Source organism: Klebsiella huaxiensis (assembly GCF_003261575.2).
Lineage (GTDB): Bacteria > Pseudomonadota > Gammaproteobacteria > Enterobacterales > Enterobacteriaceae > Klebsiella > Klebsiella huaxiensis.
This window is the reverse complement of the sequence record NZ_CP036175.1, coordinates 1,770,898-1,783,280: the sequence shown is the minus strand read 5'-3', so window position 1 is coordinate 1,783,280 and position 12,383 is coordinate 1,770,898. Positions and strand designations below refer to the sequence as shown.

12 protein-coding genes are annotated in these 12,383 nt (G+C 58.4%); 4 read left to right on the top strand and 8 right to left on the bottom strand.

Annotation, left to right across the window (positions count from 1 at the left end; genetic code table 11):
* The first annotated feature begins 28 nt into the window (after nucleotides 1–28).
* Genes DA718_RS08600 through DA718_RS08590 form a run of 3 tightly spaced genes read left to right on the top strand, consistent with a single transcriptional unit; the run spans nucleotide 29 to nucleotide 2,988 of the window.
* Complete coding sequence (locus tag DA718_RS08600; RefSeq protein ID WP_112213014.1) at nucleotides 29–1,009, top strand: Bug family tripartite tricarboxylate transporter substrate binding protein; 981 nt, start codon at nucleotides 29–31, stop codon at nucleotides 1,007–1,009.
* A 15-nt stretch (nucleotides 1,010–1,024) separates the two neighbouring features.
* Entirely contained in the window at nucleotides 1,025–1,456 is a 432-nt protein-coding gene (locus tag DA718_RS08595; protein ID WP_112213013.1) for a tripartite tricarboxylate transporter TctB family protein, read from the top strand.
* An 11-nt stretch (nucleotides 1,457–1,467) separates the two neighbouring features.
* Nucleotides 1,468–2,988: a tripartite tricarboxylate transporter permease gene (locus tag DA718_RS08590; protein WP_112213012.1), complete on the top strand. Its 1,521-nt coding sequence runs from the start codon at nucleotides 1,468–1,470 to the stop codon at nucleotides 2,986–2,988.
* A 183-nt stretch (nucleotides 2,989–3,171) separates the two neighbouring features.
* Here the strand turns inward: DA718_RS08590 and DA718_RS08585 are convergent, their stop codons facing one another.
* Nucleotides 3,172–3,966, bottom strand: a complete 795-nt coding sequence (locus tag DA718_RS08585) for a T6SS immunity protein Tli3 family protein (protein ID WP_112213011.1) — start codon at nucleotides 3,964–3,966, stop codon at nucleotides 3,172–3,174.
* A gap of 198 nt (nucleotides 3,967–4,164) precedes the next feature.
* Here DA718_RS08585 and DA718_RS08580 point away from each other — a divergent pair, with 198 nt between their 5' ends.
* Nucleotides 4,165–4,788: a DUF2238 domain-containing protein gene (locus DA718_RS08580; protein ID WP_112213010.1), complete on the top strand. Its 624-nt coding sequence runs from the start codon at nucleotides 4,165–4,167 to the stop codon at nucleotides 4,786–4,788.
* A 1-nt stretch (nucleotide 4,789) separates the two neighbouring features.
* Here the strand turns inward: DA718_RS08580 and menE are convergent, their stop codons facing one another.
* From menE to DA718_RS08545, 7 genes are all read right to left on the bottom strand, one after another.
* Nucleotides 4,790–6,157: an o-succinylbenzoate--CoA ligase gene (gene menE, locus DA718_RS08575; protein ID WP_112213009.1), complete on the bottom strand. Its 1,368-nt coding sequence runs from the start codon at nucleotides 6,155–6,157 to the stop codon at nucleotides 4,790–4,792.
* On the bottom strand, nucleotides 6,154–7,119 hold the full coding sequence (menC, locus tag DA718_RS08570) for an o-succinylbenzoate synthase (protein WP_112213008.1): 966 nt from the start codon (nucleotides 7,117–7,119) through the stop codon (nucleotides 6,154–6,156). Before menC ends, menE begins: the two co-directional genes overlap by 4 nt.
* The gene (menB, locus tag DA718_RS08565; protein WP_112213007.1) at nucleotides 7,119–7,976 is read right to left on the bottom strand and encodes a 1,4-dihydroxy-2-naphthoyl-CoA synthase; all 858 of its coding nucleotides are present in this window, start codon (nucleotides 7,974–7,976) and stop codon (nucleotides 7,119–7,121) included. Before menB ends, menC begins: the two co-directional genes overlap by 1 nt.
* 14 nt (nucleotides 7,977–7,990) lie before the next feature.
* Nucleotides 7,991–8,749, bottom strand: coding sequence for a 2-succinyl-6-hydroxy-2,4-cyclohexadiene-1-carboxylate synthase (menH, locus tag DA718_RS08560; RefSeq protein ID WP_112213006.1), 759 nt, complete (start codon nucleotides 8,747–8,749; stop codon nucleotides 7,991–7,993).
* Nucleotides 8,746–10,416 carry a 2-succinyl-5-enolpyruvyl-6-hydroxy-3-cyclohexene-1-carboxylic-acid synthase gene (gene menD / locus DA718_RS08555; protein WP_112213005.1) on the bottom strand — a complete coding sequence of 557 codons (1,671 nt, stop codon included), beginning with the start codon at nucleotides 10,414–10,416 and terminating at the stop codon, nucleotides 8,746–8,748. The genes menH and menD overlap by 4 nt, the downstream gene beginning before the upstream one ends.
* 77 nt (nucleotides 10,417–10,493) lie before the next feature.
* Nucleotides 10,494–11,789 carry an isochorismate synthase MenF gene (gene menF / locus DA718_RS08550; protein ID WP_112213004.1) on the bottom strand — a complete coding sequence of 432 codons (1,296 nt, stop codon included), beginning with the start codon at nucleotides 11,787–11,789 and terminating at the stop codon, nucleotides 10,494–10,496.
* A gap of 96 nt (nucleotides 11,790–11,885) precedes the next feature.
* On the bottom strand, nucleotides 11,886–12,347 hold the full coding sequence (locus DA718_RS08545) for a GNAT family N-acetyltransferase (RefSeq protein WP_112213003.1): 462 nt from the start codon (nucleotides 12,345–12,347) through the stop codon (nucleotides 11,886–11,888).
* Nucleotides 12,348–12,383 lie beyond the last annotated feature (36 nt).

Genomic DNA, 12,383 nt, shown 5'->3' with positions numbered 1-12,383 from the left:
ACGTCTCTGTATCTGACTGAGGAAGCCTATGAATATCCCATTCCTTCGCCACGTTAGTGCCATCGCATTATGCCTTTGTACCGCCTCTGCTTGGGCCGCTGAGGTCCCATCCCGAACCGAATGCATTGCCCCAGCCAAGCCCGGCGGCGGCTTCGATCTCACCTGCAAGCTGATTCAGGTCAGTCTGATGGAAACTGGCGCTATCCAAAAACCAATGCGCGTCACTTATATGCCCGGCGGCGTCGGCGCGGTGGCCTACAACGCCATTGTTGCCCAGCGCCCTGGCGAGCCTGGTACCGTGGTCGCCTTCTCCGGCGGCTCGTTGCTCAACCTGGCACAGGGAAAGTTTGGTCGCTATGGCGTCGATGATGTCCGCTGGCTGGCCAGCGTCGGCACCGATTACGGCATGATCGCCGTGCGCACTGACTCCCCGTGGAAAGACCTGGCATCGTTTATGGCGGCGATGGAAAAAAATCCCGCCAGCATTGTCATCGGTGCTGGCGCGTCCATCGGCAGCCAGGACTGGATGAAAGCGGCGCTGCTGGCGCAAAAAGCCAACGTCGACCCACACAACATGCGCTACGTGGCGTTTGAAGGCGGCGGCGAGCCGGTCACCGCGCTGCTCGGCAATCATGTGCAGGCGGTCTCCGGCGATCTGAGTGAAATGGTGCCTTATCTCCAGGGCAATAAAATTCGCGTGCTGGCGGTCTTCTCCAGCGAAAGATTGCCAGGCGCGCTCGCCAACGTACCCACTGCCAAAGAGCAAGGTTACGATCTGGTCTGGCCAATTATTCGCGGCTTCTTCGTTGGCCCGAAAGTCAGCGATGCCGACTATCAGTGGTGGGTGGACGAGTTCAGCAAATTGCAGCAGACCGATGCGTTTAAAAAGCAGCGCGAACTCCGGGGCCTGTTTGAGTTCAACGTGAATGGCAAGGAGCTCGGCGCTTACGTCAAAAAACAGGTGGAAGACTATCGCCAACAGGCGAAAGCCTTTGGCCTGGCCAAATAATCAATGGAGGTTGCGATGAGCGATCGTATTTTTGCCGGAGTATGGCTGCTGCTCTGCGTGGGCGGAATGTTTATCGCCTGGCAAATTCACAGCGAGTACGCCTATGAACCCGTCGGCCCCCGCCCTTTCCCGGTGGGTATTATCGGCCTGATGCTGCTGTGTTCTGTGCTGCTGCTCCTGCGTCGGCCCGATGTCATCACATGGCCGGGGCGTCTGGTTTTACAACGTCTATTGACGATGGTGGTGGCACTGGTGGTGTATGCGTGGGGCTTTGAGTGGCTGGGGTTCCCCCTGTCAACCGCGCTGCTGACCGCCGTTTTCGGCCTGCTGTTTGGCGCGACCCTGCCCGCGGCCGGCGTTGCTGGCATCATCATGGGCATCACGCTGTGGTACGTCTTTGACGCCCTGCTTGATGTCACCCTGCCGCTCGGCGTCTGGTTGAGTTAACGGAGAAATTTATGGATATCTGGATTTATCTGTCGCAGGGCTTTGCCGTCGCCATGACGCCAGGCAACCTGATGATTGCGCTGATCGGCTGCTTTGTGGGCACCATTGTCGGCCTGCTGCCGGGCCTGGGGCCAATTAACGGCGTAGCGATTTTACTGCCGCTGGCTTTTGCCCTGCACCTGCCTGCGGAGTCGGCGCTTATTCTGCTAGCGACGGTCTATATTGGCTGTGAATATGGCGGACGCATTTCATCGATTCTGCTTAACGTGCCCGGCGATGCCGCCGCCATTATGACCGCCATCGACGGTTATCCCATGGCGCAGCAGGGGCGCGGCGGCGTGGCGCTATCTATCTCTGCCGTTAGCTCCTTTGTCGGATCAATGATTGCTACCATCGGTATGATTTTATTTGCCCCGCTGTTGGCCCAGTGGTCGCTGGCGTTCGGCCCGGCTGAATATTTCGCGCTGATGGTTTTTGCCATCGCCTGCCTCGGCAGCATGATGGCGCAGAATCCGCTGAAGTCGTTCCTCGCCGCGTTAATCGGTTTAGGGCTGGCGACGGTGGGCGTTGATGCCAACACTGGCGTCTACCGCTTCACCTTCGACAGCGTTCATCTTTCCGATGGCGTGCAGTTTATCGTGGTAGTGATTGGTCTTTTTTCGGTCTCGGAAATCTTGCTGATGCTGGAGAGCACCAGCGGCGGGCAGAAACTGGTCCGGAAAACCGGACGCATGCTGTTTAACGCTAAAGAAGCGGGTCAATGCATGGGGGCAACGCTGCGCTCATCGGTTGTCGGTTTCTTTGTCGGGATCCTGCCGGGCGCGGGGGCAACCATTGCCAGCGCCATCACCTATATGACCGAGAAAAAGCTCAGCGGCAACAGCGATACGTTCGGCAAGGGCGATATTCGCGGCGTGGCAGCACCGGAAGCGGCGAATAACGCCTCCGCCTGCGGATCGTTTATTCCAATGCTCACGCTCGGCGTTCCTGGTTCCGGGACCACTGCGGTGATGATGGGCGCGCTGACCTTATATAATATCACCCCAGGACCGGCGATGTTTACCGAGCAACCGGACATTGTTTGGGGCCTGATCGCCGCGCTGCTGATCGCCAACGTGATGCTGCTGATTATGAACATTCCGCTAATCGGCCTCTTTACCCGCATGCTCACCATTCCGCTGTGGTTTCTGGTTCCGGCGATTGCCGCCGTATCGGCGGTTGGCGTCTACGCCGTACACAGCACCACCTTCGACCTGCTGCTGATGGTTGGATTGGGCATACTCGGCTACATCCTGCGCAAAATGCACTTTCCAATGTCACCACTGATTTTAGGTTTCGTATTAGGGGAAATGCTGGAGCAGAACCTTCGCCGTGCGCTGTCGATTAGCAACGGCAACATGGCGATTCTGTGGCAAAGCGGGGTGACTAAAACGCTGCTGTTGCTGGCGGTACTGGTTATCGTGGTTCCGCCACTAGCGAAGTACTGGCGCAAGCGCCAGTTGATGACGAAAGGAGATCTTCCGGGAAGCTGACAGAATGCGCCTCGAGGCACGCCATTGCAGCATCCACTATCTTCCCGGTGGCGCTTCGCTGACCGGGCTACGGGTCCGTGACGTCTGCGGTCTGGTAGCCCGGACAGATGCGCAGCATCGCCTCCGGGAAACAGCGTGTATCGCGGCTTCCGTTCCCCCCCCCGGCCGCGCTGCTGGCCGGGGCTACGGGTTCACCGCGGTTAGCACTCTGGCGCGCGCATCGTCCCACTCGCGCCGTTCCTGCCCGCTGAGCTGGGCGGTCGCGCTACAGCGCATCGCATCCCATCCGGGATACTCATCGATCTGCAGCAAGTTATTCTGGCGCTGATTATCGTAAAAAGACCAGTTGCTGCCGCGAGACAGGTCTGAACTGACAAGATACCCCTCTTTTAACTGCAGATAGATCTGGTTATTGACCACCGTCATCGCCATCTCCTCCTGCGGGCGTTCATCCGCTAATCGCGGCAGGCGAATAGGGGTAAACATCCAGGTTTTACCGTGGTCGACTGAAACGTTGAAACCATACAGGCGAAAATGGAACTGCCCGTCGGCCATTTTTTGCGGCAAGCCGGTTCTGGGCACCACGACATACTGCTGCGCCGCGTGGAAATAGCGAAACGATGCCGGTGCGACCTGCCCGTAAGGCACGCTGCCTGAACGCTCCGTCTCTGGGGTCGTCCATTCGTTTGGCTTTAGATCGCCAATCCGCGAGACAATATCCCGTTGCGTATCCAGATACCACATCACTCCCGAACAATAGCGCGGTGCCCGCCCGTGTCGTCCCAGCTTACCTCTGTCGAGCACGATATAACGCCAGGCGTCAAAACGGTAAATCACCTGCGGCCAAATTTTCTGCCCGCGCCAGTGATGATCGTCCTCGCGAATATGGCCGGAAAAAGGGTCGTCAACGCTCCAGGCGTTGAAAGGCTGCGCCAGCAAAACGCAGAAAAAGGCGAGAATACGGAACTTGTTTTTCATTACCGTGCGTCCCTGTCAGTTAGTCACAACTCTCTTTTTGTAACACCGGTTCTGGCTATAACCATGTTCCTTGTTCAGAGCTAAAAGCTGTGTCCCTTCCCGGAAGACAACTCAGGAGAACCGTGCCGCTAACGTTCAATATTGTATTTTCCCGGTATCCATCTGATAGTAACGTCTTTAAACTTCTGGCGATATATTATGACTACCACAGTTTCCGGCTCGTTAATCAAATTCGCGGCCCTGGCACTTCTGCTGATTCTTATTTATACCGGCATCAGCGCGGGAGATAAGCTCACCTGGCTGATGGAAGTTACGCCGGTTATCATCCTCGTTCCTTTGCTGCTGGCGACGCACTCACGCTATCCGCTAACGCCGCTGCTCTACATTCTGATCTTCTTCCACGCCATTATTTTAATGGTTGGCGGGATGTACACTTATGCCAAAGTGCCTATTGGTTTTGATGTTCAGGCCTGGCTTGACCTGAGCCGTAACCCCTACGACAAGCTGGGACACTTTTTCCAGGGACTGGTCCCGGCGCTGGCGGCGAGGGAGATTTTGCTGCGCGGCGGCTACGTTCACGGACGCAAAATGCTCGCCTTCGTGGTCTGCTGTATTGCGCTGGCGATCAGCGCCGTCTATGAGCTGATTGAATGGTGGGCAGCGCTGGCGCTGGGGCAAGGCGCGGATGAGTTTCTTGGCACCCAGGGCGATCCCTGGGATACCCAATCGGATATGTTCTGCGCCCTGCTTGGCGCACTGACTACCGTTTTGCTACTGGGCCGCTGGCATACAAAGCAGCTACTCGACGTCCAGCGCTCCTGAACTACGGTTTCGCCTGCTGGTTTACCCAGTCACGCAGCGCCCGGCGGGAAATTTTAATGCCGCCGGTTTTTAGCGTTTCGGGCAGTGGTAACCAGCGTACCGGCTGCTGGAAACGCGCCAGCTTATCAGCGCACCAGCTTGCTAAGGTTGCCGGGGCGCAGTGTTCGCTGCACTCCACCACCGCCACCGGCCGCTGGCCAAACTCTACATCATCAAGCGGTACAATAAAGACCTGCTGAATCTGCGGATGAGCGCCAATGACCCGTTCCACCTCTTCCGGTTGAATGCCCTCCCCGCCGCTGAAAAAGAGATTATCCATTCTTCCGAAAATGGTCAGTTTGCCGTTATCAAACCTACCGCGATCGCGAGTGGCAAACCAGCCGTGCTCATTAACCAGCGGAACCATTTGCCCATCGCGCCAGTAGCCTTCAGCCATGCTGTCGGCCCGCAGCCAGACTTCGCCATCAACAATGCATAATTCGCGTCCCGGCAGCGGCTGCCCGACATCAGCCAGGCCGTCGGCCTCTTTGGCGCATACCGTGGAAGCAAACTCGGTCAGTCCATAGCCGCACCAGCAGCGAATACCGTTCTGACGGGCCTGTTCGGTGAGCGCAACCGGGATAGCCGCGCCGCCCAGCAGTACCGCTTTTAACGACACTTCAGCATCACCGTTAAGTAGACGCCAGAGCTGGGTCGGCACCAGCGAGGCATGAGTACAGCCCTGCAATGCCTGCTCCAGCGGCTGTTTGTCACGCACCGTCAGGACAGCGCCCGCATGCAGCCAGCGCCAGAGAATGCCCTGGCCGGAAACGTGAAACAACGGCAGCGACAGCAACCAGTCATCTTCCGGCGCAAGCGGGATCATCGCCAGCACGCCTTCGGCACTGGCGAGGTGGGCGCGAAAAGTATGAACTGCCGCTTTCGGCAGCCCCGTCGACCCTGAAGTTAAGGTCATGGACGCGATACGTTCTTCTTGCCAGGCAAACGCATGCTCGCCAGCCCCTGGCTGCAAAGCCAATAGATTGAGCTTTAGCGGCAGATCGTCGCCGTTCAGTATCAACGCATGACTCAGACCCAGCGACGGCAGCAGTTCTGCTAACAGGGGGGCAGGCAGTTGCGGGTTCAGCGGCAGGACGCGCGCGCCACATTGCAGGAGCGCCAGCCATGCCAGCAACGCATCGGGCTGGTTATAGCTCCGCAGCACGACGCCATCGCCTTCGCTGACGCCCTGGGCGTGAAACCCTGCCGCCAGCCCGTCAATTTGTACGCACAGTGCTCGCCAGCTCAGCCGCTGCTCATTCAAACGCAGCGCCTGCGTCTCCCCTCGCAGATGCCGCCAGTGACGCCAGGGCCAGTCGCTAAATGTCACAGCAACGGCTCCAGCTCATCAACGGTCAGGCACGGCAGGTCACTTTCCGGCCAGCGACGAACCAGCTGACCACGCATCAGGCTCAGGGTATCGAGACCGGGAATGGTATCCGGCGTCAGCCAGGCGGCTATCCGCGCCAGCTGCGTCAGGCCAAAACTCGACTCAATGGATGAGCTGATGACCGCCGTCAGCCCCAGAGCATGAGCGGTTGCCACCTGCTGCTGCACCTTTTTCAGGCTGCCCGTTAACGTCGGTTTAATCACCACGGCCCGCAAACCCGGCTCGGCGGCAAACTCAAAATCCGCCTCGCGCAGGCTCTCATCCCAGGCAATTGCGATACCCGTTTCCTGTGCAAAAGCACGCGAGTCGTCGCGAGTTTTGCAGGGTTCCTCAAGGAAGGCGATACGCTCACGATATTGCGGATCGACGTATTTGGCGAACTGCTGGGCTTTCAGCGGCGTCCAGGCACGGTTGGCGTCAAGACGCAATGTCAAATCAGGGATCGCTTCCAGCAGCAGGTTCACTACCATGCCATCGCGCACCGCCTCATACAGGCCAACTTTGACCTTCGCGACTTTCTCGCCAGGCATCAGCGAAAGCTTCGCAAACAGCTCGTCCGGGTCGCCGGAACAGAGCGGTGCCGCACGATAGTCCGCCGCCTGCGGCAGATCGTCATCCAGTTCCGCCAGCGCGCAGCTCACGCCGAAAGCCGCTGAAGGCAGCGTCGGCAGCGCGGCGTCTTCACCATCGCGCCAGGCTTGCGCCCAGGCAAGCAGCGCCGCCTGCGCTTCGTCCAGCGTCTCAAGGCTGAATCCCGGCAGGGGAGATATTTCTCCCCAACCTTCGCGCTCGCCGTCGCGCAAGCACAGGAGCAAGCCATCGCGGTTTTTTAACCGCCGTTCACGCAGCACCACCCCCGCGTCCATCGGTAGCTGCCAGCGGTAAACTTGCGCCTGTCGCATTATGGATTCCGTTTAAATTTGCTGAAGTCCGGCTGACGCTTCTGGTTGAACGCGTTGCGCCCTTCCTGACCCTCTTCGGTCATATAGAACAGCATAGTGGCATTGCCCGCCAGCTCCTGCAGCCCCGCCTGACCGTCGCAGTCAGCGTTCAGCGCCGCCTTCAGGCAGCGCAGCGCCATCGGGCTGTTTTGCAGCATTTCACGACACCAGCGCACGGTCTCTTTTTCCAGGTCCGCCAGCGGAACCACGGTGTTGACCAGGCCCATATCCAGCGCGGCTTTCGCGTCGTATTGACGGCACAGGAACCAGATTTCGCGAGCTTTTTTCTGCCCAACGATGCGCGCCATATAGGATGCGCCCCAGCCGCCGTCGAAGGAACCGACTTTCGGGCCGGTCTGGCCGAAGATGGCGTTTTCCGCCGCGATGGTCAGATCGCACATCATATGCAGTACGTGGCCGCCGCCGATGGAGTAGCCCGCGACCATCGCCACCACCGGTTTCGGACAGGTGCGAATTTGACGCTGGAAATCGAGCACGTTGAGGTGGTGAACGCCGGAGTCATCCTGGTATCCGCCGTAGTCGCCGCGAACTTTCTGATCGCCACCGGCACAGAACGCCTTGTCGCCTTCGCCGGTCAGGACGATAACGCCGATATTGTCGTCATAGCGGGCATCCGCCAGCGCCTGAATCATCTCTTTGACGGTCAGCGGGCGAAAGGCGTTGCGGACCTGCGGGCGGTTAATGGTGATTTTAGCAATCCCATCCGCCGACTTTTGATAACGAATGTCGGTGTAGCCTTCAGAACAATCCTGCCATTCAACCGGGGCGTAAAGCATTGCTTCATCAAGAGAGATCATAAAGTGTCCTTCAGTTAACTCGCTAAAAACTGCGCCAGACAAGCAACTACCGCGGCAGGGTTTTCCCGATGCGCGTTGTGTCCAGCATGATTAATCACGTGCGTGGTTGCGGATAACTCATCTGCGATGGCGCGAAACTTGCCATCTCTTTCGCCGCAAAGGTAATGAAATGGGAAATCACGAGTGCGTAATGCCCCACGGAGATCGGGCTGTTGACCAAGTGAGGTCGCCAGCAGCATCGCCGCTAACGCTGCGCCGTTGTTACGGCTACGCAGCGCAACCAGCGCCGCGCGCTGGGGCTCATCAAGAGAGGCAAAGACCGGCTGCTGATACCAGTCGGCGAAAACCTGCGCCAATGGCTCAGAGCAAAAGCGTTCAGCCCATGCTGCATCGCTTCGTAGGCGCAGCAGACGCTGGCTGTCATCCTGCAAGCCCGGATGCCCGCCTTCGACGACCAGCCCGCAGAGCCCTTTACGCGGCTGGCAGGCATAAAACATGGCTACCCTTCCGCCAAGAGAGTACCCCACCAGCCAGTACTTTAGTATGTTGTAACTATTGAGCGTATTCTTAAGGAGCTGGCAGACATCAGCAAAGTCTCTTGCTTCGATATTCGCCGATCCTCCGTGGCCCGGTAGATCAATATACAAACACGGATATGCGCTGAACGCCTGCCCCACCGTCCGCCATTCGTGGCGGTCGCCGGAAAAGCCGTGCAAAAAGACCAGCCAGGGATATCCCGGCAGGCCCTGTTCAGCCACCGCGTGCAGCGTCATAATTGGCTCACCTGCGCCAGTAACTGCTGTAAAGTTTGTGCGCCGTCGGTTTCATTGACCACCATTTCAATCAGCGTTGCGCCAGGCCCTCGCCAGGCAACGTCCAACGCGTTCTCCAGCTCATCCCATCCCGCCGGGCGATGGTACGTCAAATTGAACATCGCCGCCGCATGCTCGAAGTGGATATTCTGCGGCATCAGATAAAACTGGCTGCGCTGGTCCTGCGGCGTCGGCAGCAGAGAAAAAATCTGCCCGCCGTTATTGTTGACGACAATCAGTACCAGCGGAGCTGAAGCTTGACGCATCAGCGCCAGCGAGTTGAGATCGTAGAGCGCAGACAGATCGCCAACAATAGCCAGCGTTGGGCGAGCGCTGGCGCGCTGCACTCCGGTAGCCGTCGCCAGCAGGCCGTCGATTCCGCTGGCACCGCGATTACTGTAAACCGGGTAGCCTGCCGGTAGCTGCGACAGCGCGTCAATTAAGCGCACCGCCAGGCTGTTGCCGACAAACAGCTGGCCCTGATCCGGTAGATAGCGGTGAATGCGCTGCGCCAGCTGCGCCTCACCGAATTCCTTGCTGCTGGCAACCGCCGCCTGCCATGCCCGGCGCGCCAACTCAGGAATCACGACGGCCCACGGCTGGCGCTTCTCCGCCGGGTGTAGATCCAGCCAACGATCGATGGAACAGACGAGACGACGCCCCCGATGCTGCGCCGGGTCAAGCCGCCCCGGCAGGTTATCCACCAGCCAGTACTCTTCAGGCTCACAGGTCGCCTGCCACTGCAAAACGCGTTTGCCGGTCAGGCTGCTGCCCAACTGGACAATGATTTGCGCCTGCGCCAGTTCGCTGACCGCTTTTGCGTTTCCGAGCCACAGGTCAGCGCACGGTAACGGCTGTCCGGTTTGCGAGAGCACATCGCCAATCAGCGGCCAGCCGAGCGTTTTCGCCCATTCGGCCACTTTCTTGCCTTCTTCGGCGCTCATGCGCCCGGCAACGATCACGCCGCGTTTTTGTCGCCAGAAAAACCAGTCGCGCTGCTTATCACTTGAAAGATGCAGAGATTGGCGCAGCCACGGTTTTTCACTCTGCCACCAGTCACCTAGCTGCTGCTGCCACTGGATGCCGGTATCGTCCATATCGCCGTACAACGGTTCGGCAAACGGACAGTTGATATGCACGCCGCCGGAATGCAGCGCGCCAAGCGCCTGATCGAGGGTCGAGACCAGCCAGCGGGCAGGAATATCCTGCGACGGTCGCGGCAGCGATATCGTCTGCGATGGATGCGAGGCAAACATACCCGGCTGGCGAATGGCTTGATTGGCACCGCAGTCGATCAGCTCTGGTGGCCGGTCAGCTGTAAGCAAAATGAGTTTCTCGCCAGTCAATCCGGCCTCTATCAGCGCTGGATAGAGGTTGGCCGTGGCGGTACCGGACGTAACAATTACCGCCACCGGCTGGCCGCTGGCTTTCGCCAGGCCCAGCGCCAGATGGCCGAGACCGCGTTCGTCAAAATGGGTATGATGGATAAAAGCGCGGTTTTCCGCCGCCGCCAGGGTTAAGGGCGTTGAGCGCGAGCCGGGCGCAATGCAGATATGCTGCACGCCGTGGCGCGTTAAAGCTTCAAGGATCACCGCCGCCCAGCGTCGGTTAAATGCGCTTACTGACATGAATTTGTCCGGTATCAAATATTGAGGCTAAGTATAGATAATACAAAGTGATCGAGCTTTGATATGCATCGTTTTATCTAGGTTTCTGCAAGCAGTAACGAGCGCAATCCCGCCGCTTTGTTGTCAATTTCCAGCCACTCTTGTTCAGGGTCCGAACCGCTGACGATTCCTGCCCCGGCGTACAATCTGAGCTTGTTTTGCTCTACTTGCGCCGAACGTAGGGACACGCAGAATTCACTTTGCGCCAGCGATAGATAGCCAGCGGAACCGGCATACCAGTCGCGGGTAAAAGGTTCGTGGCGGGTGATAAAATCCAGCGCCGTCTGTCGAGGTAAGCCGGCAACCGCCGCCGTGGGCTGGAGCCGGTGCAGGCAGCGGGCGTCATCAGGTTTATCCAGCGCGGCCCAAATACAGCGCCGCAGATGCTGTACTTTACGCAGGCGGACGATCTGCGGCGGCAGTACCTCCAGCGCGCGAGTCTCCCCCTGCATTCGCTGACAAATATCTTCCACCACCAGCATATTTTCGCGCTGGTTTTTATCATCACTCATCAGCCAGTCGCCTAAACGCTGCGCCTGGCACTCGTCTTCATGGCTGGCTACGGTTCCCGCCAGCGCTTCGGTACGCAGTAGCGCACCGCGACGCCGCCACAGTCGTTCCGGCGTGGAACCCAGGAAAGCTTCCTGTGAGGTAAAGGCCATCAGGTAATGGAAGCAATTGAGGTTACTCCGGCGACTGGCGGCCATAATCGATCCGGCGTTTAACAGCGCGGCAAAATGCAAATCGGTGGCGCGAGACAATACCACTTTATCCATTTCCCCTGCCGCTATCGCCTGAGTGGCCTGCATAATCAACTCTCGCCACTGCGGATACGCCGGAAAATGCTGTTCGCTATGCAGATAAGGTATCGCCGTAGTTTGCGCTTGCTCCGTCGTTAACAAACGAAGGAATTCCCGCGCCGCGCGGGCATCGTCACAGAGCGAAGTATCGCTGCACAGCACCAGACGTAGCGTGGCGTTACCGCCCAGGCGATGCCACTCCAGCCTCGGCAGTATCAGCATGCCCCGCTGCGGATCAAAGGCGTTAAGGCCGCAAATCCGCAGGTCGTCGCGCCCCTGTCGCTGCAAAAAAGCGTGCGCCTGGCTCAGAGAAGAAAAGGTTTTTACCGCCCCTAGCGCAGCCAGCTCTTCATCACCGTTGCGCTGCTGCCAGTAGAATTGCGGCCAATGCGGCTGATGGCAGCACCACAACAGAGGATCAAAAGCGTCATTCAGCACAAAGGGGATATCGAAAATTCGCGTGCCGGGCGATGGCGGGAAATCTTCAGCCAGACAGCCGGACAGGCTTTCCAGCGCGGTGGAAACAGACAGCACGCAAACCTCCACGGAGTAAAAACCCCACATTATACGGGGTACTGCGATGAAATAGCAGTACCCACGATGAGGGAGCGGCTTTAACCAACACGATGGTTAGTGGGTGGCAATTTCGCGCGCCATGCCGATATGATCGATGCCGTCCTCGTCATAAACCTCGGTGACCGGCACAAAGCCGAAGCTGGCATAAAATTTTTGCAGATGCGCCTGAGCGCCAAGATAGATAGCCTTTTGCGGCCAGTGCTGACGACAGCTGGCCAGCGCCTGCTCCATCAGTTGGTAGCCTAGCTTCTCGCCGCGCACCGCCGGGCTGACAATGACCCGCCCAATCACCACCGGCTCAAACTCATCATCGCTCTTGAGAATACGCGCGTAGGCCACCAGTTCATCGCCGCGCCAGCCGAGAAGATGACGGTTTTCGCCCACCAGATCGTCGCCGTCAACGTCCTGATAGGCGCAGGTTTGTTCGACAACGAACACCGCGCAGCGTAACTTGAGTACAGCATAGAGCTGTGGGACGGTCAGTTCGGCGTGGTGAAGATCCTGCCATGTAATCATCTGCTGTTCCTTAATTGGTATACTTAGAGCCTATCC

Coding starts and splice junctions, on each gene's coding strand:
- DA718_RS08600 (WP_112213014.1), top strand. CDS start 29: ATGAATATCCCATTCCTTCGCCACGTTAGTGCCATCGCATTATGCCTT.
- DA718_RS08595 (WP_112213013.1), top strand. CDS start 1,025: ATGAGCGATCGTATTTTTGCCGGAGTATGGCTGCTGCTCTGCGTGGGC.
- DA718_RS08590 (WP_112213012.1), top strand. CDS start 1,468: ATGGATATCTGGATTTATCTGTCGCAGGGCTTTGCCGTCGCCATGACG.
- DA718_RS08585 (WP_112213011.1), bottom strand. CDS start 3,966: ATGAAAAACAAGTTCCGTATTCTCGCCTTTTTCTGCGTTTTGCTGGCG.
- DA718_RS08580 (WP_112213010.1), top strand. CDS start 4,165: ATGACTACCACAGTTTCCGGCTCGTTAATCAAATTCGCGGCCCTGGCA.
- menC (WP_112213008.1), bottom strand. CDS start 7,119: ATGCGACAGGCGCAAGTTTACCGCTGGCAGCTACCGATGGACGCGGGG.
- menB (WP_112213007.1), bottom strand. CDS start 7,976: ATGATCTCTCTTGATGAAGCAATGCTTTACGCCCCGGTTGAATGGCAG.
- menH (WP_112213006.1), bottom strand. CDS start 8,749: ATGACGCTGCACGCGGTGGCTGAACAGGGCCTGCCGGGATATCCCTGG.
- menD (WP_112213005.1), bottom strand. CDS start 10,416: ATGTCAGTAAGCGCATTTAACCGACGCTGGGCGGCGGTGATCCTTGAA.
- DA718_RS08545 (WP_112213003.1), bottom strand. CDS start 12,347: ATGATTACATGGCAGGATCTTCACCACGCCGAACTGACCGTCCCACAG.